Origin of the sequence: Paenibacillus elgii NBRC 100335, assembly GCF_004000865.1 — a bacterium.
Classification (GTDB): Bacteria; Bacillota; Bacilli; order Paenibacillales; family NBRC-103111; genus Paenibacillus_G; species Paenibacillus_G elgii.
Genome location: NZ_BIMB01000023.1, coordinates 20487 through 43323 on the forward strand (window position 1 = coordinate 20487; position 22837 = coordinate 43323).

Here is a 22837-nt window from a genome sequence, read left to right on the forward strand (position 1 = left end):
CTCCAAGCGCTAGCCGTCGGTTAGACTATCCCAAATTCACTCACGCTCAATCCCTTCTCCGTTCATTCGAAGATTATTGATTAACTGCAGAACCCATTTTTCGTCATAACGGAGTTTGTCCAAGCGATGCCGGAACCAGATCAGATTGTATTGTCGTTCCTCATCGGGCATCATTTCGTCTTTGCTCACATACTCCACCCGTTCTTCCTCATGGCGGAGTTCAAATCGCAGGTAATCCTTGTACTGGTGCAAAATCAAAAACTGCAGCTCTCTGCTGATCATGTCAAAATTCGAAAACTTGGAGTAAAATTGCAGCTCATAATCCGGAGAATATGGAATCGGTTCTTCCATCAGCCGAAAAAAGCGGCGTCTGCCATCCTCCGTTATTCTGTACATTTTTTTCTTTTTTCCTCTTCCCTGCCGTTCACCTTCCTGTTGTTCATCGGGAACCTGCTCGATCAACCCATCTGCAAGCAGGCTATGAATGAGCGGATAAAGCACCCCCCAGCTGATTTTTCGCGTAGGTCCAATAATTCCGTTCAAGATCGTGTGCAGCAAATAGCCATGCATCGGCGCTCCTGTCAATTCGCCGAGAATAAACAATTCAAGCATAAGTCCTCCCTAAAAGGTTTATTTGATTTTATTATATCGAAAAGATATATTAAATCAATATATTTATTCGTTATAAAAATAAACAACCTGAATTGTAATCCGTGTAAAGCTTTCCTTGACAATCATCTTAAAAAGTATTATCTTAAATTTAAGACAAAATAATAACTATCGACGGAGGTCCTCCCTATGAACGACTTTACAGCTCTGCTAAAATCGCGAAGATCGGCAACCAAATTCATCCCGAATACGGACATCCCCGACAAAGAGCTTGAAGAGATGTTCGGGCTGGTCAAATTCGCCCCTTCTGCTTTCAACTTGCAGCATGCACATTACGTTGTCGTCAAAGACCCGGAGTTAAAAACGAAAGTGCACGAAGCGGCGAGCAAGCAATACAAAGTGCTGACGGCTTCTGCGGCCATTCTGGTGCTGGGCGATACGGAGGCGTACAAAGACGCGGCGAAAATCAACGAAGGCTTCCTCCATCTCGGCGTGATGAGCAAGCAGGAATACGACCAAACGGTCGAATACGTCAATGCTTTCTATGAAAACCGGGGCGAGACGTTCAAGCGCGAAGAAGCGATCCGTAACGCCAGCCTGTCGGCCATGCTGTTCATGCTGATCGCCAAAGACCGCGGCTGGGATACATGCCCGATGATCGGTTTCGATCCGGATGCGATGCGCGCAGTCCTGAACATTCCGGACCGTTACGTGCCCGCTATGTTGATTACGATCGGCAAAGAGGATATGTCCGGACAACGGCCGCGCGGTTACCGCAAGCCGACCGGGGAATTTGTCACTTATAACCAATTCTAAAATATATTCTAGCTCAGGAACGTATTGCCGCTTAGGAATGAGGAATACTGATTGCAGACTCATCGTGCGGCAGCGAAAGGAGTTGCGAACGTTGAACGCAGAGAACAACCGGGACGAATCGCTGCATTTGTTCATTGTGCTTTCCCGGGCATGTGAATGGGTCACGGCCCACGCCCATCGGGACATCCGCCGGTACGGTCTGAATCCGACCGAGTATGCGGTGCTGGAGCTTCTGTATCATAAGGGCTCTCAGCCTTTGCAGCAGATCGGCGGCAAAATTTTGATGACCAGCGGCAACATCACCTATGTCGTAGACAAGCTGGAGCAAAAAGGGCTTGTCGTACGGAAGCCGTGCCCGGAAGACCGCCGGGTCAGCTTCGCCGAAATTACGGAGAAAGGCACGGCGTTTCTGGACGAGGCGTTCCCGCAGCACCGCCAAGCGATCGAAGCCGCAGTCGCCGGCTTGACCGCCGAGGAGAAGCGTCAGGCGATCGGCCTGCTGAAGAAGCTCGGGGTCGCGGCGCAGCAAAGCTTCAAATAGCGGGTCGCCTTCGGCGAACCCGCAGCTCATATCTTAATATTGAGATTTTTTCCAAAACCAAACTATGCTTATTCAGGAGGTTATTTTGATGCAAATCATGATCTATCCCCCCACGATGCAAGGAACCGGAGCCTTCGACGGAGGCCGGATTACGGAGCAGAAGCCGATCGGATTTCCCGGCGAACGGTCGGTAGTTAAGCGGGTCGGTCCGCTGTTTTATTGGGCATGGGCTTTCGCCGCGGAGGAAGGCTATATCGGGTCTCACCCCCACCAAGCGTTCGAGATCATGACGTATGTTCTTGCCGGCAAAGCGGAGCATGGCGACTCGCTCGGTACGCGAAGCGTCGTCGGGCCCGGCGGCGCGCAGGTGATGCAGACCGGATCTGGCGTATCCCACGAAGAGCGGTTTATCGGCCCGGACATGGAAGGCTTCCAAATCTGGTTCGAGCCGGAGCTGAATGAAGCGCTGCAACGAACGCCGACTTATCGTCAGTTCGAACATGAGGAGTTTCCGGAGGAATCCGGAGAAGGCTTCGTACGCAAAACGGTCATCGGCGACGGCTCGTCGGTCGAGCTCGTCGCAGACGCCAAAGTGTGGGACTTGACGCTGGAGCCCGGCGCCGTCTACCGGCACATGATTCCGGCAGGCCGTACGTTAACGGCGCTCGCTGTCCGCGGACACGGAGCCTGGACGAACGCTTCGGCCGAAGACGCGGTCACTCCGTTCCGGCACAAAGATTTCATGCTGCTCGGGGCAGCCGCCGACACGAACGTGTCGCTTCAAGCCGCGGACGGCGAAACGCTGCGGATGATGCTGATCGAGGTTCCTACCACCGTCGACTATCCGCTTTACCCGAAACGATAACTGCACGTTAAGCCCCGCGGATAACCGCGGGGCTTTTTACACGCAAAAAAAAGGGCCTCCGCCGGCCCATGGCCCGTATCGGAGGCAAAAGAGAGAAAATGGAGGAATAGAGTATCGAATATTACCAGGTCTTGAATCCTTTCGAGCCAACGCTGGCATTCGAAATAATATCCATGACCGGTACGGAGTAAGCTACAAGAATAAGGACAACCAGCACGCCGACCCATACGCCCCAGCGCTCGAAGATGGCCGGCGCTTTTTCCGCCGCTTCGTTCGCTTCCGCGATCGGGAACTCGGTTTCCCCTTTCGGAGCGCTGAGCAGCATGACGATGTTAATGATCATCATGACGACGCCGATGAACAAGATCGTGCCGCCGATGGCCATCGCCACATGGTATGGCATCCAGCCTACCGCATCCGCGCTGTCCTGATACGTGGTAAAGGCGGTCCGGCGGGGCGATCCGAGCAGACCGACCGTATGCATCGCGCCTGACATGAAGAACATGCCGACCATCCATACGATCGTTTGGATAATCCCCATCCGGTGCATGAGCGGAGTCATTTCCCGCCCCAGCATCGCCGGAATCAGCCAATAAGTAATGCCGAAGAAAGTCAGCGCCACGCTCGTTGCCACTGTCAGATGGAAGTGGCCGGTTACCCACAGCGTGTTGTGAACGATAGCGTTCAGCTCATGGCTCGCATTAATCAATCCCCCGGCTCCGGCCGGGATGAAGATCAGCATCCCCATGAACGGAGCGAAGAAGCGGACGTCCTTCCAAGGCAGCTTCTTCAGCCAGCCGAACAGTCCTTTCGCGCCGACGGAGCGGCCGTGCATCTCAAAGGAAGCAAACAGCGAGAACGCCGTCATCAGCGACGGAATAACGACCATGAACGTCAGAACGACCTGCACGAATTTCCAGACGTTCGAGATCCCCGGCTCCATAAGCTGATGGTGGAAGCCGACCGGAATCGAGAAGAGCAGGAACATGATGAACGACAAGCGGGCAAGCGCATCACTGAACATTTTGCCGCCGATCACCTTCGGAATGACAACATACCAGCACATATAAGCAGGCAATAGCCAGAAGTAAACAAGCGGATGGCCGAAATACCAGAATAGCGTCCGGCTCAACACGACGTTGACGGTATCGACCCAACCAAGCGACCACGGGATAAGCTGGAACAATACCTCGATCGCGACGCCCAGCGTTGCGATAATCCACATCAGCATCGTCACGACGGCCATATACGTAAAGATCGGGGTCGTCTCTCCGCGGTGCGTTTTTTTCCAATAGCGGTAATTAATGAAGATGCCGAAGCCGCTCATCCAGCTCCCGACAACAACGAACACCAACGCGATGTAAAACGCGGGCGATGCTTTAAGCGGAGCATAGAACGTGTACAGCACCGTCGCCCGGTTCAGCAAAATCTCAACCGTGGCGATCGCCGTTCCGAGCGTCATCAGGCCGAAGCCGAGCCAACCCAGATTGCGGGCAATCGGCAGCAGACGGCCACCGAGCGTACGGGCAACCCCCGCATACAAAAATCCGATGATGAAGTAGGTGGTGAAGATGAGCGCCATCAAGACGCCGTGCGCCGTCAGCAACTGGTAATAGCCGATGCCCATCGGCAGCGCAAGCATTCCCCCGCGGACGAGCCCTTGCATGACGCCGGCAATACCGCCGAGAAACAGCGCGAAGAAAGCGAACAAAATATGGGCGAGCACCAGGGCCGAATCGCGCCGATCGAAACTTTTCAGATTTTGAATCATAGGGAATACGCTCCTTTAATTGCGGACCGGGCAAGACATTCCGACGAAGGAATCGGCTCGCTTCCGCCTTCACGAATTGTGATATTTTTCACAATATTAGATGTTACGGTTCTCTCTACGACCGTGCGCGCCTATTTTACGATGATTTTCATCATCATGACTTCGTGCGCCGCGCCGCAGTATTCGTTACACAGCACCAGGTACTCCCCCGGCTTATCGAACGTATACGAGAAATGGTTCACCTCGCCCGGCACGGCCATCATGTTGATCGTCGTTCCGTTCACCTGAAACCCGTGCACGACATCAGAGCTGGTCAATTGAAAGCGAACCTTCGACCCCGCCGGAATTTCTAATTTATCCGGATTGTACCCGAAGGCAAAAGCAACCAAAATCGCCTCGTACTCTTTGTCGCCAATTTGGTGAAGCCCCGGCTTATCGAACGGCGGTGTCGTAGTCAGCGTATCCGGATTTACCGTATGCCGGTGATCGCCAGGCGGCTCCATCCCCAATGCAAACGCTCCCACACCGACGACCGTCAAAAACAAGACTAACATGGAAATCCCGAAAATAAGCCAAATTTTCTCCAAACGATGAATATGCATGCTTCTTCAACTCCTTCAATCTCTGTTCCGTTCCCGTTACCCGTCTACGGTTTACCCCCTGACTATGAACAATACGAAGACCCCGAACCAACTCAGCAGCAGAAACAATCCGAGCAGCATGACGGAAGCGAAAGTGCCTCTCAAGCCTTCCTCTTCTTTCTTTTGTTTGACAACCGGCGTTTCCCCTTGATGCATTTGGGATGCGGCGTTGTGCGGCTTAGCCATCTTATTCCCTCCCCTTGTGCGGGACATCTTATGTCCTTATTGTAGAGGTCTGGGACCAAAAGCCTCTATGATTTAAGTCACATCGAAAGTCAAGGATTCTTGAACGTTTTATGGACGAAAAAGACGAAAAATGTCGAATTCACTTTTGGCTGTGACGAAATTCGATGACGGTATATTTTTGTTTATTTCTGCGCAACTTGTAAGGATAAGGGAGGATTCGCGTACGGAAGCACAGGAGGTCAAAGCGACATGCCCGATATTTCGAAATCGATGGCCGAAAATTTGGATACCCTTTACCGTACCTTCAGCCATACGCCCGATCTGATCACCCGTTATTTCCAGATGAAGCCGGGAGCGCATGCGCTGCTGGTTTATTTCGACGGGTTGACGGACAAGCCCGCCGTCAGCAATCATATTCTGCACCCGCTGATTCACGAACTGGATTCGGTCGATGAGCTCGCGAACGCCTCGGCGATTACCGGACAGACCCAGACGGTTACCCGGTGGGCCGATGTCGAAATGTCGCTTTTCCGCGGAAACAGCGTACTCTTCATCGACGGCCTGTCGTATTCCTACGTCTTTCCGACGCAGGGAGGCCCGGAAAGAGCGATCAAGGAGCCCGATGCGGAAAAAACCTTGAAAGGGGCGCATCTCGGCTTCGTGGAAGCGGACGGTCAGAACATCGCGCTCATCCGCCGCTATTTGCCGAACCGCGAATTGAAGATCAAGCAGCTTATCATTGGCTCAAGAGGGAAGACCAAGGTTTCGATTCTGTATCTGGAAGATATCGCAAAGCCCGACACGCTGGAGGAAATCGAAAATCGTATTCGACAGATCGATACGGACCATGTCTTGAATACGGGGGAATTGGAGGAGTACATCGAGGATCATCCGGCCAGTCTATTGCCGCAATTCATCATTACGGAGCGGCCCGATTCGACCGTCTCTCATTTGCTGCAAGGCCGCATTGCGATTCTTGTCGACAATTCGCCGGGAGCGCTCATCGGTCCCGTCACCTTCCTGACGTTCTTTCAAACGATCGAGGATTATAGCAGCCGCTGGCTCGTGGCATCCTTTATCCGGCTGCTGCGCTTTGTCGCCTTTTTTATTACGATTTGCCTGCCGGCGGTTTATATAGCCATTATTTCCTTTCATTACGAAGTGCTTCCGCTGCGGCTGCTGATCTCCATCGGGGAGTCTAGAGCCAAAGTCCCCTTTCCTCCGATCATCGAAGCGCTTGTCATGGAAATCTCCATCGAAATGCTGCGGGAAGCGGGCCTCCGTCTGCCGGGCCCTCTCGGGCAAACAATCGGCGTCGTCGGCGGTATCATCATCGGGCAGGCCGCCGTTCAAGCTGGCATCGTCAGCAATATTATGGTCATTATCGTAGCTATCACGGCCGTTTCGTCGTTCATTATTCCCGATTACGACATGGCTTCGGCTTTGCGTCTGATCCGGTTTCCGATGATGGTGCTGGCCATGATGTTCGGGATGGTCGGCATCGTGATCGGGCTTGCGATCTTTGTGCTGCATCTGATCGCGATGGAATCGGTCGGCATTCCGTACGGAAGCCCGGTAGCCCCCATCCGAATTGTCGATTGGAAAGATATCTGGATACGCATGCCCCTGTGGAAAATGAACAAGCGACCGTTCTCCGCGAATCCGGCTCAAATGAAACGGCAGGGCCCCAGCCGGGAAGGGGACGATCAGAAAAGGTGACGGCCGGTCATGAAAAAATATACGATCAACGAAATCAACCTGAAGCAGTTCATCTTCACGATCTACAAAACCCAGATCGGGATCGGCGTGCTGTCCCTCCCGCGCGATTTGGCCGAGACGGCCGGGACGGACGGCTGGCTGGCGATTGTGCTCGGGTGGCTGCTCGCCATCCTGTTCAGCGTCATCATCATCAAAGTGATGGAGAAGCATCCTAACGATTCGCTGTTCGATCTGTTTCCCAAACTTTTCGGGCGATGGCTCGGCGGCTTGTTTTCCATACTGTGGATTTTGTATGCTTCCTTTTCCGCCATTGTCGCCATGATCTCTTCGATTCACATTATCCAGGTATGGATTTTGCCCAATGCCAAAGAATACGTGCTCATGCCGCTGTTCATCATTCCCGTCTACATGGCGGCCAAGCAAGGGGTGCGGGTCATCGGCCGTTTTGCGGAATTTGTGTATATGTTTACCCTGTGGATGCCGTTGATCCTGTTCTTAACCTTGCAAGAGAGCAACTGGCTGAATCTTTTTCCGATCGGCCAGAGAGGGTGGATGCCTGTTCTGACGACCGTCAAAGCGACCGTGCTCTCTTTCCTTGGCTTTGAAGTCGCGTTTATGCTGTACCCTTTCCTGCAGGACAAAAAATCGGCGGTCAAAGGCGTCTTTATCGCCAATACGATGTCTATGCTTATTTTTATGCTGATCACGGTCTTCAGCTACGTCCGCTTCAGCCAAGATGTAGTTCTGGAATACGTCTACCCCACATTGAACCTGCTGAAGCTCATCCGCCTTCCGATCTTGGAGCGGTTTGAAATTATTTTTCTTCCGTTCTATTTGTTTATTTTGTTTATGACGGTGATCCCTTATCTGTACATGTCCGTATTTGGCATCAGCCGGATGCTCGGCAAGCCGGATCACCGTCCCTATTTGCGTCTGGTCATGCTGGGTTGGCTGTTGCTGCCCTTCTTTTTTACTCCATCCTTTTCCGAAATTACCGGGCTGGGAAGACTATGGGGCAATTTCGGGTTGTGCGCGGCCGTTCTGTTCCCCATCTTCCTATGGGTGTACCAAGGTGTATTCCATAAGCTGAGGAAGGGAGCTCTGCCATGAAAAGACTCCTGATCGCCATCTTGACGCTCTCCCTGCTGCTCGCCGCTCCCGGGTGCGGTCGAAAAATGTATTTGGAGAACCGCCAAATTATTTTGATGACGGGCGCCGATCTCGACAGCGACCAGCATCTGACCGTCTTCACGTCTACCCCGGTATTTAGTGTGGAAGCCAAGCAAAAATACAATATATCGGAAACGACCGCCGATACGCTCAGACAGGCCAGATCGAAGCTCGATACGATGAGCACCGGCCCGCTCGCTTCCGGGAAAATTCAGACGATATTGGTCGGGAAAAAGCTGCTGCAGCACGCGAATATGCTGTATTATCTGGATGTGTTCATGCGCGATCCGAAAAGCGAGATCAACGCGAACGTCGTGGCTGTGGACGGCTCTGTCAAAGAGATTATGTATGCGAATATGGCGGATAAAGGACGGCCTGGCGTCGTCATTAAAGAACAGACGGAGGCGGCGTTCACCAGCCGAACGGCCGTAAAAACGATTATGCAGGAATTTCATCAGCAGCTCCTCGATCCGCGAAGAACGCCTTCCTTGACGGAGGTTAAGCTGCATGACAAGGAAATCGTCGTGTCGGGAACGGCTCTTTTGTCCAAAGAAGGCACATACGTTACTTCGCTGAACAACGAGGAGAGCACGCTATTCATGCTTTTACAGCAAAAAAAAGGGCAGCCCTTCCCTTTTACGCTGCACGTTCCACCGGAGAAAATAAAGGCGAAGCAGCGAATGGCCTACGTCAGCTTGGAGATCGGACATGTGAAGTACGACGTCAAGTCCAAGCATGAGAATAACCGGTTTGCCTTCGACATCCGAATGGACATTGATGTGAATTTGACGGAACGGCTGTTCGAATACAATCTTGAAAAAGATAAGCAGCGGTTAGAGCAATCTCTCGAACAGGAGCTGCAAAAAAAGTGCGGCGCCTTGATCGTGAAAATTCAGAAGCACCGCATTGATCCGATCGGATTGGGCGTATACGCCAAAGCGTTCCATTACGATCAATGGAAAAAAGTCGAGAACGATTGGGGTCGGGCGTTAGCCGAAGCCAAGATCCGCGTGATGCCAAAGGTTACGATCAAAAGCTCGGGGGTCGCGAAGTAGCCTACCTTACGGTCGGCTTCGTTAATGGACAATCCGGGATTTCGAAGACGGAGATATTGAAGTTCGCCAGTTTGCGCAAAAAATAACACGTTTCCGGAAGATGGTGCTCCAGAAAACGAAGCGTCGCCCGGTTCAAAATCTGGGAGTTCCGGTACAAGCCGAGGATATGCTCGATCAGATGGTAGAAGACCACGACGGTCTCGGATACTTCCTTGGCAAACAACCGTTGCAGCGGAAACAGCGGCGGGGTAAATCGCAAATAGCCTTTGATCGCTTTGTTTTTGATGATGTGCGCTTGAAATTCCTGCTCGATTTGATGTACCTTCAAAGATAAGGGAATTTCGACCGGGTCTAAGGCGTTGCGTGCCAGCACGGCATGCCCCAGCTGATCCTCCAGCCACAGGTCCAACAAATCGACAAGCGAAAGCTCCGGGGGCCGCTCCGCCCGCACAGCATACAGGAGAAGCCGCAAGTATTCCTGATTCTCATTCAGCGTCCCGTTCAGAAACGTCGGCGACAAGTTCAAATTCACGCGGTTTTGCACCCGCAAATGCTGCATGTGCCCTTCGAATTGAAAATAACCGACGGTTACCGAGTAGCTGGCCTTGGCGAACTCCGCCATCTCGGGAGATTCGTAAGGCAAGTCCCGGTCAACGGCGTACAAGCGCTCCCGCAATCCGTGGAACGCAACGATATATTCCTTCGCCGTATCGACCCATTGTTCTTCGGCCGGCGACAAATAATCGCGCATGAAATAAGCGTGATCCTCCAATATTTCAAGCCAGAACCGATGTTCGTCCCAGGCGGTCATCTGGGAATATCTCATGGCCATCCCTCCAAGACGTTGTCAACTTATCCTATGTCTTGACCGGGAGCGATTAGTACCGGAAAAGCGAACCGGCCCGGTATCGAGGGATGGTTACGCCGAGAGGCAAACGATTATGCAAAGGAGGGAGAGGATGCCTGTTACGTCGGCATTGGACACCATTACAGACCTGTTTAAAGAAGAGCTGAACGAGAACCTCGCGGGCATTTATTTGCACGGTTCTCTGGCCATGGGATGCTTTAATCCCGACAAAAGCGATATCGACCTGCTGGTTGTTGCCAAACGCAAGGTGACAGCGGAGACATCCAGGCGGATCGCCAATAAGCTTCTTGCCATCGACGACGAGCTGCCGAACAAGGGCGGAATCGAGCTGAGCGTCGTCTTGGAAAGCATTCTGGGGCAGTTCGTTTATCCTACGCCTTTTGAATTTCATTACTCCCCTTTGCACAGGGACAAGTATCGGACGGACCGGAATTATATGTGCGGAGGCGGGGAAGATCCGGACTTGGCGGCACACCTTACAGTCGCTTATCACCGGGGTATCACTTTCTACGGAAAGCCGCTGCGCGAGGTGATGCAGCCTGTCGACAAGCGGTTTTACGTGGAATCCATTCTTCACGATGCGGAGGACGCGCCCCAAGGCATCCTGGAGGCGCCCGAGTATTATGTCTTAAATTTATGCAGAGTGTTATATTTTCTCAAGGAAGGCGTCGTTGCTTCGAAGCGAGAAGGCGGCGAATGGGGGTTAAGAGCGCTGCCTGCGGAGTACGGGGAGACCGTACGTCTATGCTTGGAGCGGTATGGCGGCAGTCCGGCCCCCATGGAGCCGGACAAGCGGCTGCTATCCGATTTCGCCAGCTATATGCTGGGCGAAATTCGGCGGTCAGTTGAATTAGCCCGGCAGGCATGAAAAAGGCGCACAGCCGTATTTCGGCGGTGCGCCTGAGCTTGTTGAGAAAGTGGACTTTAACAAAAAAGAGATGCATACGGAGGTGGGGTATCCACTGGAGAAGCGATAGCGGCCGCCTTTGTCTTCGGGAAATATCCGCTGATAAGCGGCTTCAATAAAAATTTCCCGATGACAACAGCGGTCGGAAGTGGATACCCCACCCCTTCGTAACCTCTATTAAGGATTATAAAACCGGCCATGTCTCCTTGCGGTAAGCCATGTCCCAGAACATGTATTCATACCGGCTGCTGAGAATGAAATGATTCTGCATCCGCTGCCGGCCCTGAGCCGTCGCCTGCTCCGCCAACTCATCCAGCCGGGCGATCTGCTCTTCGACCAGCACCCGGAACCATTCGCCGCCGTAGGCTGCGATCCATTCGCGGTAGATCGGCTCTTCCGGCGTGCAGCCCGCCAGCCGTTCGCCGATTTCGTAATACAGCCAATAGCACGGCAGGATCGCCGCGATGATGTCGCCGAGCTGACCGGTGTAGGCCGCACGGATCATATGCGAAGTATAAGCATACGAAGTGGGAGCAGGCTCAAACGCCGCTTTTTCCTCCTCGGTGACGCCGAGCAGCTTGCTGAATTTCTCGTGCAAGGACAGCTCCGCCTCATAGGTGCCTTGCGCATGATGCGCCATGCGGTTAACAGTTGCCAAATCGTTCGCTTTAGCCGCGCCAAGCGCTTGCACGCGGGCGAATTGGGACAAATAGTACGCGTCGTTCAGGACGTAATGCCGGAAGCAATCGAGCGGCAGCGTTCCGTCGCCGATGCCTTTAACAAACGGATGCTCGAAGCTGGCTTGCCAGCTTGCGTCCGCCGCTTGACGTACTTGTTCGGAAAATTTCATAACGAATCTGCCTCCTTGAAATTCGGTAAGCCAACCATTGTCGGAAAATTATCGCACGTCGCCGACCGGAAAATACGGAAACTGCCAGCCGATCAGCAAAGCGGCTGCCCAGACCGTCAACGTAACGGCCAGCAGCAGGCCGTCGCTGCCCGACCATCCGATGCGGTAATAATACGTACGCTTCGTGGCGGACGAGAAGCGCTTCGCTTCCATCGCGACCGCGATCCGCTGCGCGCGGCGGATGCTCTGCGCCAGCAGCGGAATCGAATGCCGCTTCAGCGTATCGACCCAGCCGCGGACGCCCTTTCTCGTCTTGACCCCGCGCACTTTGAGCGCCATCTGCAGCGTGCGGTATTCCGTCGCCACCATCGGCATAAGCCGCAAAGCGGCCATGAAGCTGTAGGCGTATTTCGCCGGGAGCCGGCACTGCTGCATGAGCGAATAAAACAAGCCTACCGGACTGGTGGTCAAACCGAACAGCAGACCGATTAGCGCCGCATTTACGGTTTTCAGCCCGATGGATAGCCCGCGGAAGAAGCTTTCCTCCGTGATATGCACGAGCCCCCAACGCACCCACGTCGTGTCTCCTTTGCCGAAAAACACCATCGAGGTGGAGGAAGAAACGAACATCAGCGCAAACGGCAGAGACAGCAGCAGCAGTCTGCGCCACGGGTGTCCGGCGGCGGCAAAGAGCAGCACCAGATACATCCACGTCATATTGGCAAGCACGTTGATATCGTGCGTGAACAGAACAAGCAGGAACAGGCTTACCGATACGAGCAGCTTAAAGCTCGGATTGACGCGGTGCAGCCATGTTTCCCGATACGACCAGGCCAATGGCACGTCTCGTCAACTCCCTACCTCTTCGAATGTCGCCCTCCGCTCCGGGCGCAACCGCGCCTCGTAAGCTTCGGGGCTCATGTCCGCGGCAAGGACGCCTTGCCGAACCTCCCACACCCGGGTGGCGAAGCGGCTGACAATGTCGGGGTCATGCGTCACCATGACAATGGCCGTTCCTTCCCGACGCCACGCTTCGAGCTTCTCCAGAAGCGCAAACGTATTCGCCGCGTCCTGGCCGAACGTCGGCTCATCCAGCAGCAGCAGCCGCTGCGCTTTGACGGTTGCGGCCGCCACGCTCAACCGGCGCTTCTGCCCGAGCGAGAGCTGGTACGGATGCAGGCTGCGGTGGCCCTCAAGGCCGAACCACGCCAGCAGCTCCTCTGTTTTCGTACGGACCGCAGGCTCCGGCTCACCGTCCCGGCGAAAATTAAACGCCACTTCGTCGTATACCGTATGCGCGACAAACTGCATCTCCGGATTTTGAAAGACGTAAGCCGCCATGTCGGCGACATCGTCGAATTCCCTAACCGTACTGCCGCCCAGCTCGTAGCTTCCTTCCGTCCGCAGAAGCTGCATCAGCGATTGAAGCAGCGTGCTTTTGCCTGCGCCGTTCTCGCCGACGACGGCGATCCAGTCGCCGGCGTGCAATTCGGCCGCAGCCGCTTCGATTTTCTTTACCGGGCCGTAATAGCCGGCGAAACGGTCCAGCCGGAGCAGCGGCTCCTTCGCCGCCGCCGGCTCAATCCGCTCCCGCTGCGCAGCGACATTGCGCCTGTCGTAGTCCTCCCATACGCCGGGGTACCAGATGCCGTACTCCTGCAGCTCGCGCTTATGCGCTTTGAATACCGACTCCGGCTTCCCATCGGCCAGAATACACGCCTGCGAATCGAACAGCACGACCCGATCGACGAAATCGACGATCTCGTCGATCTTATGCTCCACGATGAGCACCGTCTTGTCCCGGGTGACCTGCTTGACGGTTTCCCATACTTCGGTCGTGCCTTCCGGGTCGAGCAGCGACGTCGGTTCGTCGAGGAACCAGACGTCCGGCTCCAGCGCCAGGAGCGACGCGATGGCAAGCCGCTGCTTCATGCCTCCCGATAGCGCGGCGATGGGGGTGTGCAGCTCCTCAAGCCGCAGGCCGACCTGCTCCAGGCAGCTTCGAATCCGCAGCTGCATCTGCTCGCGCGGCACCTGAAGATTTTCGAGCACGAACGCAATCTCTTCGTCTGCATACGGCATGCAGAACTGCGCGTCGGGGTCTTGGAACAAGTAGCCCCAGGACGGCGGAATGCCAATGCTGTCATATTTGACCGGCACGTCGACCGCCTGCGGGATCAAGCCGCTCAACACCTGCAGCAGCGTCGATTTGCCGCAGCCGCTCGGCCCGAGCAGCAGCACCTTCTGCCCTGCGTCAGCGCCGAAGCTCAAGTCGTCGAACAGCAGCGACGAACTGCCGGGAAATTTCAAGCGCAGACCCGATACGTGCGCGATCCGGTCCGCGCCGCTCATTTCCGGTCCAGCGCCTTATAATCGTCGAGGCTTGCCGGGCGGACAAGCTGCGTGACGCCGGTCTTCTCCAGCGCTTTAACCAAAGCGTATGCGAGCGGACCGGTAATCAGGAACGAACCGACGAAGCGGAGCACGATATACAAGGAAAGGTTCCACGGCTGCAATTCGGTCAAGTAGCTCTTGAAATAGTCGAATACGAGCGCCCCTGCGCCGGACGCCATTCCGGCCAGACCGGCAACGGCCGCGGTATACCGCTTGTAGCCGAACGCTGCGAAGACGAGCTCCGCGCACAGCCCTTGCGCGATCCCATACGTCAGCGAGCTGACGGAGAATTGCGAGCCGAGCAGCATTTCCGCCAGCGCTGCGGCCACTTCCGCCAAGAAGGCGACGCCCGGCTTGCGGATGATCAAGAAGGCGGCGGTCGATGCCATAAACCACATGCCGTATACGAATTGCTCCAATTGGATGCCCGGCACCGACGCCAGGTTGTACACGTCTCCCCATACCCGGTAGACGATACCGAAGACGACGGCGATGACGACGGTGACCAGAATGTCGGTCAGCTTCAAACCTTTTTTCATCTGTTTCCTCTCCTTCGAAGAACTAAAAGTGTTGTCCGGGACATAGCAACCAACGCATCAACTAAAAAAGCCGCCCCCGTATATGACGGAAGCGGCTCTTGTAAGCACAATTTGATGCAAGCGTGCTGACGCTCTCCACTTCCCTACGCTGGTATCAACCAGATCAGGTTCAGAGGGTCTAGGATCTATCGATCCAATCTCAGCCCAAGCGGCTCCCCTAGTGACACACCTATATTACCACGGTTCACCAAATTGTCAATAACAAAAGCTTCTTATCGAAGCATTTTCAGGAAGATACATTCGTGTCTTAGAGGAGGCGGCAATCCACGGGATCAACTTCGGATTTAGCCCCTTTGTACTGCATTCATGTCGAAATTTGAAGAACAACTAGGAGAAATTTACCTTATGATGAAGAAAAATCGCAATCCATTTTGGGAAACGGTTACGAACTATGGCCTTCTTTGTCGGATTCTGCTAAAATAAAGGATACTTGGTACTACCCGGAACCTTTGTACCCTGCGAACCCCGTATGCAGGATGCAAGCGATGGAAGCGCTGTCTTCAACGGAGGAAAGGAGCCTTACTATGGACGAACTGCTTCGATCGCAGCTTGGGACGGAATCGATCACGACCGACATGGTGAAGCATTGTTCTTATTGCGTCATGATTTCGCCCGATCCGCTGCACCGAACTCCCGTCTACTGCATTAAATATTCCGGGTCAAACACCCCGATCCTGGTTAATTTGGCGACGTGTCTGACCTGCGGCGATTTCAAGAAGTGCGGACTGGGCTTCGAGCAGCCGTGACCGCGCCGCAACGAAAGTTTTTACGGATAAAGCTTTAATGCCCTGACCGTCTGAACGGAAGGCTCCTTCGGGAGCTTTTCTTGCTTTTTCGGCCCCGTTTGGCTGTTGCTTTGTCCTTTGTTCTATGTCAAGATAAGCGTTGTACCGCATTTCCATATTAAAAGGAACAGGTGAACCATAACCCTATGAAGATTTCGTTTTTTCGGCTGCTGACCGAGCTCTCCTCCCGCAAAACGGTGTCGAGGCTAACAGGAGCTTTTGCCAAATCCCGTGCCAGCCGCGGACTGATTCCCCGCTTCGCGAAAACGTACGGCATCCGTGTGCAGGACGCGGAAAAGGCGGTTCACGAATACGGATCGCTGAACGAGTTTTTTTCCCGCCGGCTCAAAAGCGGACTTCGTCCAATCGACGCGGCGCCGGACACGCTGGTCAGCCCGGTGGATGCCATGATTACCGGCATCGGGCCGATTCATGAGGGACTGATCGTCAATGTCAAAGGACAGGACTATACCATTCAGGAGCTGCTTAACGAGAGCCCCCGGATGATCAATTATACGAACGGCTACTATTGCGTGCTCTACTTGAGCCCGACCGACTACCACCGGATTCATTCGCCCGTCACAGGCGACATTCTTGAGAAGGAGCACGTCCCCGGCAAGGTGTATCCGGTCAACGAGTTCGGTCTCCGTCACATGCGGCGCGTGCTCAGCCGCAACGAGCGGCTCATCACCTACATGCAGCACGACGCGGGAGAAATCGCCGTGGTCAAAGTCGGCGCGCTGAACGTCAGCAGCATCCAATACGTCGTCCCGCTGCCGGACCGGCTGGAGCGCGGCGACGAGCTGGCTTATTTCGAATTCGGTTCGACCGTCGTCCTTCTGATGGAGAACGGCACGTTCGAGCCGCGGACCGCTCTGGAAGTCGGCAGCAAGGTGAAAGTCGGAGAAGCGCTCGGAACGTTTAAGCGCCGCGATTAGCGCATACTGACAGACGGAAGGAGTCTTTTCTCATGAAAGTCCAAACCGGTCCGGCGCCTGCGGTCCAGCAGGCAGCGCGGACGGACGTCAAGCCGACGGTTTTTCGCATTCTGCTCGCCATTAGTCTGGTGCATTTGTTCAACGATACGATACAAGCGGTGATTCCGGCAATCCTGCCGATTCTCAAGGACAATATGAGTCTCAGCTACATGCAGTCCGGCGTCATCGTATTCGCCTTGAATATGACCGCTTCGGTCATGCAGCCGGTTGTCGGCTTGTATTCGGACCGCAAGCCGATGCCGTACATGCTGCCGATCGGCATGGGCTTTACTTTTCTCGGCGTCTTGGGGCTGTCGCTCGCACCGAACTACGGACTCATTCTGCTGTCCGTTCTGCTGATCGGAATCGGCTCCGCCATCTTTCACCCGGAAGGCTCGCGCGTCGCTTACATGGCCGGAGGCTCCCGCCGCGGCTTGGCCCAGTCGATCTTTCAGGTGGGCGGCAACTCCGGGCAATCGCTCGCTTCGGTGATGACGGCGCTCGTGTTCGCTCCGCTGGGGCAGCTCGGCGCCTTATGGTTTACGGTCGTGGCCGGGGCAGGCGTCCTCGTCCAGCTGTATATCTCCCGCTGGTATCAGGGATATATGGCGGCCAACCCGCCGCAGGCCCGGAAAAGCGGCTCCCGCGCCATGAGCCCGGCCCGCAAGAAGCAGATCGCATTTGCCGTATGCATGCTGATCTTTCTCGTGTTTGCCCGTTCCTGGTACCATGCGGGCATTACGATTTATTATCCGTTTTACCTGATGGACAAATTCGGCATCAGTCTGGAGCGCGCGCAGATGTACATTTTCCTGTTCGCTGCCGCAGGCGCGCTCGGCACGTTTATGGGCGGCCCGCTGTCCGACAAGATCGGACGCCGGAACGTTATTTTTCTGGCGATGCTCGGCGCGGCTCCACTGGCTCTGGCGCTGCCTTATGCCGATGCGTTCTGGACTTACGTCATCCTGCTGGTGAACGGCTTCATCATCCTGTCGAGCTTCTCCGTCACCGTCGTCTATGCGCAGGAGCTGATGCCCGGCAAGGTCGGCACGGTATCCGGTCTGATCACGGGCCTCGCCTTCGGACTCGGGGCGCTCGGCGCGGTGGGCCTTGGCAGCTTGATCGATACCTTCCATCTGCCGATCGTCATGCAGTTGGTCAGCTTCCTGCCACTCATCGGCCTGCTGACGTTCTTCCTGCCGAGCGACCGTACGCTGAAGCAATGGGCGCAAGAGGCGGAATAATACGCGTAATTACGAAAAGGCTGTTTCGGATTGATTCCGAAGCAGCCTTTGGTCGTTTGATGGAAATTATCCGGAGTAACCGGTCCAAGAAATATCGTCTACGGTGATCTGCGCACCGTTGGCGCCGTTCGTCGGAGCGCCGACATGTTTGATTTTGAGGTCAAAGCTCCCCGGGATATTTAAATTGTTAACCGTAAAAGTTTCCATCGTATCCAGTGTCAGGGTATACGTTCCTTTGGATACGTTGTTAATGAACAGCTCTACTTTACGTTCCCCGGCTCCCGTGAAGCCTTTCAGCAATTTTACCGAGAAGCTTCCGATTCCGCCCGGAATATTAGAAGCGCCGATTTCTCCGGCAGCCGCCGCTCCCGAACCGGTACGTTCCGCTTTCAGCATAACGCCTTTTCCGTCAATGACGTAAGTCGACAAATCGGTCCGTGCCGATACGTAGTTCCAAGCGATCGAATTCATCCCAGCTACCGTACCGGAAGCATATGAGCTGGAAGGAGCTCCGATGCCGTCCAGTTTCTCGATGTTCCAACCGGAGGCATTGGCTGTGATCACATCCACCGCATTGGAATCTCCGTTGTACGGTCCGCCCGTCACGTTCAACTTGAACTTGTACGCCGTTCCCGGTATCAATCCGTACACGGTTGCTGTTACGGAACTTGCGCCTAGCGCTCCTTGCGTGTCTGCTTCCGTCCATGCCGCTCCCCCATTGGCGGACTGCATCATTTTAACGGATGCGGCGCCGGCCGGGGCCGTAAAGTGAAGCGTCACGCTTGTGGAAGATTTCGCTCCGTACACCAGGTCCGTAATCGTCATGCCGCCGGGAACGGTAATATCCGCGGAATCCTTCACTTTTACTTGAGCGCTCTCGTTAAACCGGCTGGATGCGCCGATGACGTCTACGGTGTCCCCGTTTCGATAACGGAACTGATCGTACGTCAGGCCGATCCGGTTATCGACCCGTACCCGTACCTGCTCGGAAGCTTTTACCGCATCGAATTCAAATGTGCCGTAATCGTTAATCTTCGTTAAATTGGCAATCGTGACGCCGCTCAGCTTGACGAGCTGCCCGGCGTTGGCAGGGCCGACCTGGGCAGGCGTAACGTTAAGCGGAGAGGGAACCGCTTCGGTTGCGGATTTGACAACTCCGTTTTTATCCGCATTGACCTGAAGCTCTCCATTGTATTTGCCGATCAGACCGGTGACGGTTACATGGTCCCCGGGATTGAGTTCGATGCCGCTTTGAAAAATGTATATGCCGCCGGTAGCATCTTGGAGATAAAAGCCTTTGCTTCCCCAAATGCCCGATTTCGATGTAGCCACGCCTTCGACCGTTACTTTGCTGTTGTCAGCCGCCGCGCGTGCTTGCCGGATCGTAACTTTACCCAAATCCGGGCCCGGCTCAGGCGCTTTCGCTTTGGCGATTCGCCCGTCTCGGACGTACGCGATGTCGCCTTTGTAATTCCGTACGAAGGCAACCGTGGCCTCCAAATCTTCCGGACCGGTGACGGGATCTTTGCCAAGCTGACCGATCGGAGCGTATTTTGCTCCTGTGGACGTATACATAAAGTTGTTCACCACAAGCGTATACGTCTTGTTGTTGTCAATCGGCGAGCCGTCCGGCAATGTTTTTTTGGTGATTTTGCCCGTGGCTGCATCATATTCATACCGGAAGCCGCTGATGCTGTAGTCCGGGCCGAATGTAGAGGAAATCTGGGCATTGACGATGGCGTCCAGATCTTTCCCTTTAATTTCCACTTTCATCAATACGTTATTGAACGGCTGGATATTGAACAGCTCTCCCCACGTGATAGGCCCGGCGTTCAGGTTATCGCGGATTCCGCCGCCGTTCATCATCGCAAAATCGGCATTCATCGACCCTCTCATGCCGTCCGCAAGCAAATTACCCAGCGCATTGTCGCCGTCGTTTGCGTAGCCACCCGTCATCGGAATGGTTGCATTGCCTACAACTTCGTTGATCATCGGAGCGATTCGATTTTCATACTTCTTAATGATGTTACTTATTTCAGCATCCGGCTGAATGGCGTCTTGTCTCGTATATACGATCTCCGCTTTTTTTCTTACGATATCCTGAGTCACCGGATCGATTTCCAGATCGATGTCGGCCATTGCCTTGCCATACTCCCAAGCCTGTACGATCAGCTTGTTGTTCACCGTTCCGTTTACAACCACATGATTGTGCGCCGCCACAATAACGTCCACTTCCGGATCGATATTTTTTGCCAGCGTCGCGGACGCTCCGGTAACGGTGCCGTTCGCTCCTTGCGTTGCGTCCATATGGGCCAGAACGACCATCGCTTTAACGCCTTGGCTTTTCAGCTCCGCTGCCGCCTTGTTGACCGCCTGAGCTTCGTCTGTGAACTGAATGTCTTGAATGCCTGCCGGCATCACCATACCGGCTGCCGATGTCGTAACCACGCCGATAAAGCCGACTTTTACCCCGGCCACTTCCACGACCGCATACGGAGGCAGGACGGTTTTGCCCGTATCTTTATACACGATATTGGCTGCAAGCAGCGGGAATTTGGTACCCTTGTAGTTTTCGGTGCCCTTCGGATGCGTTCCGCCGTTCACCATGCGCAGCATTTCCGCGGTACCTTCGTCAAATTCGTGATTGCCGACCGTTCCGACATGGAAACCCATCGTTTCCGCCACTTCAATGGTCGGCTCGTCTTGAAGCAGGGCCGATACCGGAGAGCTGCCTCCCCACAGGTCGCCCGACTCGACAAGCAGCGTATTCGGCTGTGCCGCCCGGCGCTGCTTCATGTAGGCCGCGACGTAGTCCATCCGGCCGACATAAGTGCTCTCGGTGACCGAAGGATTCGCCAGCGTCGGCACGTTTTTCTCGTAGTACGTTTGATCGATTTTTCCGTGAAGATCATTGATGCTCAGCAGCTGTACCGGGATATTGCCTGAAGCGAGCGTCGTCGTCTCCAATGCTGCCGGCTCGGATTTGGTTCCGTTACTGCCGATCGCCGATACGCTTACTCTGTACGCCATTCCTTTTTCCAGTCCGATAAAAGAATAAAAGGAGTTCCGTGTGGTGGCTTCCGAACCGACCTGCTTGCCGTCTTTCGTAAACAAGCTGACGCTGTACCCGGTCACCTTGCTGTCGGCAGTTGCTTTCCATCTGGCCGTCAGGCCGTACATTCCCGTCGAAAGAGTCAGGCCTGCCGGCGGCGCGGGTCTGACAGCATCATCGTCGCTGCTTCCGCTTCCCGACGAGCCACCCCCTACCGGGGACCCTGCCCCATTCGAGCCCGTGATTTTCTTGTCGCCGACTTTCGTTTCGACGTTGGCAGCCAGTTCGAGCTTCTTAGGCTCCTTTTCAAACGTGCTGCCGTTTTTGTTGACAATCGCCTTCTCAATGGTTCCGCTGCCTTTGACTGTGCTCGCCGCATTAAGCGTCAACATTTTTACTGTAGCTTGTTCCCCTACCTGAATAGAGCTGTTGTCCGCTTTCTCGTTGACTTTCAACTGCTCGACGACGCCTCCGTTTAAGGCGACATTCGCCGCAGCGTCCAGTGTCAAAGCGTTTACCGTTCCGCCTTGCACATTCAGGCTCGAACCTTTTCCTTGCTCGCGAACCGTAAATGCTTTAAGGTTCCCGTTCACGAATAGGACCGTGACGTTCGATGCGTTCACGGACACCTCATCGAAGGTTCCGGCCAGCGTAGCCGTAGAGCCGGCAGGCATGCGAGGGGTAAGATCCACCTTGCCGAAGGTCGCGCCCGACGAGCCGTTCGTTTCGAGCTTTGCTCCCGAATTCAGGCGTACTTCACCTACCGTTGTCGTTCCCTTGGCGAGCAGACGGACTTGTCCGTTCGTTTTGCTCACCGTCACTTGACCGAGCTTGGAATCTTCGATGACGATGCTGTTCGGACCGCCGCCGCGCACGATAGTACGGCCTTTCACCGTCACGTTTTTCAAATCGGTATTGCCTTCGCCGATGCCTTCGGACAAAATCAAATCGCCGTCGATAGCCATGTTCTCCAGCTTCACACCGGCCGAACGGACAATGACATGACCCTCGGCGCGGCCATGGTATGTACCCGCCTGATCGTAAGAAGCGGTTTTGAAAGCGAGCGGGTTGGCGCGATTCAGCGTCATAACCGCCTCGGCCCGGGTAATCGACCGCGCGGGCTGATAGGTACGATCCGGATATCCTCCCATATACCCCAGAGCGGCAACCGTTCGCACGGCTTCCCGGCTCCAGCCGGGGATGTCGGCGGCATCCTGAAACGCAGGACCGGACTGATCCGATGCGGAGAGCTTCAGCAGCCCTTGGAGCATGACCGCCACTTCCTGACGGCTCACCGGTTGATTCGGCTTGAAGCTTCCGTCCTCGTAACCGTTGATGTAGCCTGCTGCTTTCGCGGCCGACACTTCATCGCTGTACCAATCTGCAGATTTTACATCCGAGAAACCGGAGGCAGCTTTCTGCGTCAAGCCGAACGCCCGGTTTACAAGCGCAACGAATTCCGCTCTCGTAATGGAGGCATCGGGTTTGAACGAACCGTCCTCGTAACCGTTTACCAGTTCAAGGTCGGTCCAATTGCGGATTTCTTTTTCCGCCCAATGACGGACGTAATCCCCGCCGGAAGCGGCTGCCGATACTGGCGAGACAGAAGGCAGTTGACCCGCGAAGAGCATAGTGAAAGACAATAAAATGCCGGCGGATTTCTTTAACGTTTTTCTTAATATCAATTCCCGATCCCCCTCTTAAAATAAAAAATGGGACGACACCCATGTCGAACCATGTCCAGTATACATTTTTTGTGTAAATCGCACGTAAAGTGCAGCATAAGGT

20 protein-coding genes and 1 riboswitch are annotated in these 22837 nt (G+C 54.7%); of the genes, 10 read left to right on the plus strand and 10 right to left on the minus strand.

Annotated features, from left to right (window positions below; translation table 11 throughout):
- Positions 1 to 36 precede the first annotated feature (36 nt).
- Positions 37 to 612 carry a PadR family transcriptional regulator gene (locus tag PEL01S_RS18020; protein WP_108533366.1) on the minus strand — a complete coding sequence of 192 codons (576 nt, stop codon included), beginning with the start codon at positions 610 to 612 and terminating at the stop codon, positions 37 to 39.
- A 186-nt stretch (positions 613 to 798) separates the two neighbouring features.
- On the opposite strand from PEL01S_RS18020, the gene PEL01S_RS18025 reads away from it, so the two are divergent.
- The 3 genes from PEL01S_RS18025 to PEL01S_RS18035 all read left to right on the plus strand — a co-directional run bounded on the left by PEL01S_RS18025 (position 799) and on the right by PEL01S_RS18035 (position 2831).
- Entirely contained in the window at positions 799 to 1425 is a 627-nt protein-coding gene (locus PEL01S_RS18025; RefSeq protein ID WP_108533367.1) for a nitroreductase family protein, read from the plus strand.
- A 91-nt stretch (positions 1426 to 1516) separates the two neighbouring features.
- Positions 1517 to 1966 carry a MarR family winged helix-turn-helix transcriptional regulator gene (locus PEL01S_RS18030; protein WP_063184102.1) on the plus strand — a complete coding sequence of 150 codons (450 nt, stop codon included), beginning with the start codon at positions 1517 to 1519 and terminating at the stop codon, positions 1964 to 1966.
- Positions 1967 to 2054: 88 nt separating this feature from the next.
- Complete coding sequence (locus PEL01S_RS18035) at positions 2055 to 2831, plus strand: pirin family protein (protein ID WP_127461292.1); 777 nt, start codon at positions 2055 to 2057, stop codon at positions 2829 to 2831.
- Positions 2832 to 2952: 121 nt separating this feature from the next.
- Here the strand turns inward: PEL01S_RS18035 and PEL01S_RS18040 are convergent, their stop codons facing one another.
- The 3 genes from PEL01S_RS18040 to PEL01S_RS18050 all read right to left on the minus strand — a co-directional run bounded on the left by PEL01S_RS18040 (position 2953) and on the right by PEL01S_RS18050 (position 5429).
- Positions 2953 to 4602, minus strand: a complete 1650-nt coding sequence (locus PEL01S_RS18040) for a b(o/a)3-type cytochrome-c oxidase subunit 1 (RefSeq protein ID WP_063184104.1) — start codon at positions 4600 to 4602, stop codon at positions 2953 to 2955.
- 131 nt (positions 4603 to 4733) lie between these two features.
- The gene (locus PEL01S_RS18045) at positions 4734 to 5204 is read right to left on the minus strand and encodes a cytochrome c oxidase subunit II (RefSeq protein ID WP_108533369.1); all 471 of its coding nucleotides are present in this window, start codon (positions 5202 to 5204) and stop codon (positions 4734 to 4736) included.
- 51 nt (positions 5205 to 5255) lie between these two features.
- The gene (locus PEL01S_RS18050; protein ID WP_010501279.1) at positions 5256 to 5429 is read right to left on the minus strand and encodes a cytochrome c oxidase subunit 2A; all 174 of its coding nucleotides are present in this window, start codon (positions 5427 to 5429) and stop codon (positions 5256 to 5258) included.
- A 249-nt stretch (positions 5430 to 5678) separates the two neighbouring features.
- Here PEL01S_RS18050 and PEL01S_RS18055 point away from each other — a divergent pair, with 249 nt between their 5' ends.
- Genes PEL01S_RS18055 through PEL01S_RS18065 form a run of 3 tightly spaced genes read left to right on the plus strand, consistent with a single transcriptional unit; the run spans position 5679 to position 9373 of the window.
- The gene (locus PEL01S_RS18055) at positions 5679 to 7148 is read left to right on the plus strand and encodes a spore germination protein (RefSeq protein ID WP_255320123.1); all 1470 of its coding nucleotides are present in this window, start codon (positions 5679 to 5681) and stop codon (positions 7146 to 7148) included.
- Positions 7149 to 7157: 9 nt separating this feature from the next.
- Positions 7158 to 8258 carry a GerAB/ArcD/ProY family transporter gene (locus tag PEL01S_RS18060; RefSeq protein WP_127461293.1) on the plus strand — a complete coding sequence of 367 codons (1101 nt, stop codon included), beginning with the start codon at positions 7158 to 7160 and terminating at the stop codon, positions 8256 to 8258.
- Entirely contained in the window at positions 8255 to 9373 is a 1119-nt protein-coding gene (locus PEL01S_RS18065) for a Ger(x)C family spore germination protein (protein WP_127461294.1), read from the plus strand. The genes PEL01S_RS18060 and PEL01S_RS18065 overlap by 4 nt, the downstream gene beginning before the upstream one ends.
- 1 nt (position 9374) lies before the next feature.
- Here PEL01S_RS18065 and PEL01S_RS18070 read toward each other — a convergent pair whose 3' ends face one another.
- Entirely contained in the window at positions 9375 to 10199 is an 825-nt protein-coding gene (locus tag PEL01S_RS18070) for a DUF2935 domain-containing protein (RefSeq protein ID WP_063184108.1), read from the minus strand.
- A gap of 133 nt (positions 10200 to 10332) precedes the next feature.
- Between PEL01S_RS18070 and PEL01S_RS18075 the strand changes: the two genes are divergently transcribed.
- Complete coding sequence (locus PEL01S_RS18075; protein WP_127461295.1) at positions 10333 to 11109, plus strand: aminoglycoside adenylyltransferase domain-containing protein; 777 nt, start codon at positions 10333 to 10335, stop codon at positions 11107 to 11109.
- Positions 11110 to 11332: 223 nt separating this feature from the next.
- On the opposite strand, the gene tenA is transcribed toward PEL01S_RS18075, so the two are convergent.
- The 4 genes from tenA to PEL01S_RS18095 are packed head-to-tail and all read right to left on the minus strand — an operon-like array spanning position 11333 to position 14931.
- On the minus strand, positions 11333 to 11998 hold the full coding sequence (gene tenA / locus PEL01S_RS18080) for a thiaminase II (RefSeq protein WP_127461296.1): 666 nt from the start codon (positions 11996 to 11998) through the stop codon (positions 11333 to 11335).
- Positions 11999 to 12046: 48 nt separating this feature from the next.
- On the minus strand, positions 12047 to 12841 hold the full coding sequence (locus tag PEL01S_RS18085) for an energy-coupling factor transporter transmembrane component T family protein (protein WP_127461297.1): 795 nt from the start codon (positions 12839 to 12841) through the stop codon (positions 12047 to 12049).
- A 6-nt stretch (positions 12842 to 12847) separates the two neighbouring features.
- Positions 12848 to 14350, minus strand: coding sequence for an ABC transporter ATP-binding protein (locus PEL01S_RS18090; protein ID WP_127461298.1), 1503 nt, complete (start codon positions 14348 to 14350; stop codon positions 12848 to 12850).
- Entirely contained in the window at positions 14347 to 14931 is a 585-nt protein-coding gene (locus PEL01S_RS18095; RefSeq protein ID WP_108533377.1) for an ECF transporter S component, read from the minus strand. Before PEL01S_RS18095 ends, PEL01S_RS18090 begins: the two co-directional genes overlap by 4 nt.
- 123 nt (positions 14932 to 15054) lie before the next feature.
- Positions 15055 to 15160, minus strand: a riboswitch (TPP riboswitch).
- A 355-nt stretch (positions 15161 to 15515) separates the two neighbouring features.
- On the opposite strand from PEL01S_RS18095, the gene PEL01S_RS18100 reads away from it, so the two are divergent.
- The 3 genes from PEL01S_RS18100 to PEL01S_RS18110 all read left to right on the plus strand — a co-directional run bounded on the left by PEL01S_RS18100 (position 15516) and on the right by PEL01S_RS18110 (position 17997).
- Positions 15516 to 15737 (plus strand): hypothetical protein, encoded by a 222-nt coding sequence (locus tag PEL01S_RS18100; protein ID WP_063184155.1) that lies wholly within the window; start codon positions 15516 to 15518, stop codon positions 15735 to 15737.
- Positions 15738 to 15922: 185 nt separating this feature from the next.
- Positions 15923 to 16714 (plus strand): archaetidylserine decarboxylase, encoded by a 792-nt coding sequence (gene asd, locus PEL01S_RS18105; protein WP_010501309.1) that lies wholly within the window; start codon positions 15923 to 15925, stop codon positions 16712 to 16714.
- 32 nt (positions 16715 to 16746) lie between these two features.
- On the plus strand, positions 16747 to 17997 hold the full coding sequence (locus PEL01S_RS18110) for an MFS transporter (RefSeq protein ID WP_127461299.1): 1251 nt from the start codon (positions 16747 to 16749) through the stop codon (positions 17995 to 17997).
- A gap of 66 nt (positions 17998 to 18063) precedes the next feature.
- On the opposite strand, the gene PEL01S_RS35840 is transcribed toward PEL01S_RS18110, so the two are convergent.
- Positions 18064 to 22734, minus strand: a complete 4671-nt coding sequence (locus PEL01S_RS35840) for an S-layer homology domain-containing protein (protein ID WP_127461300.1) — start codon at positions 22732 to 22734, stop codon at positions 18064 to 18066.
- Positions 22735 to 22837 lie beyond the last annotated feature (103 nt).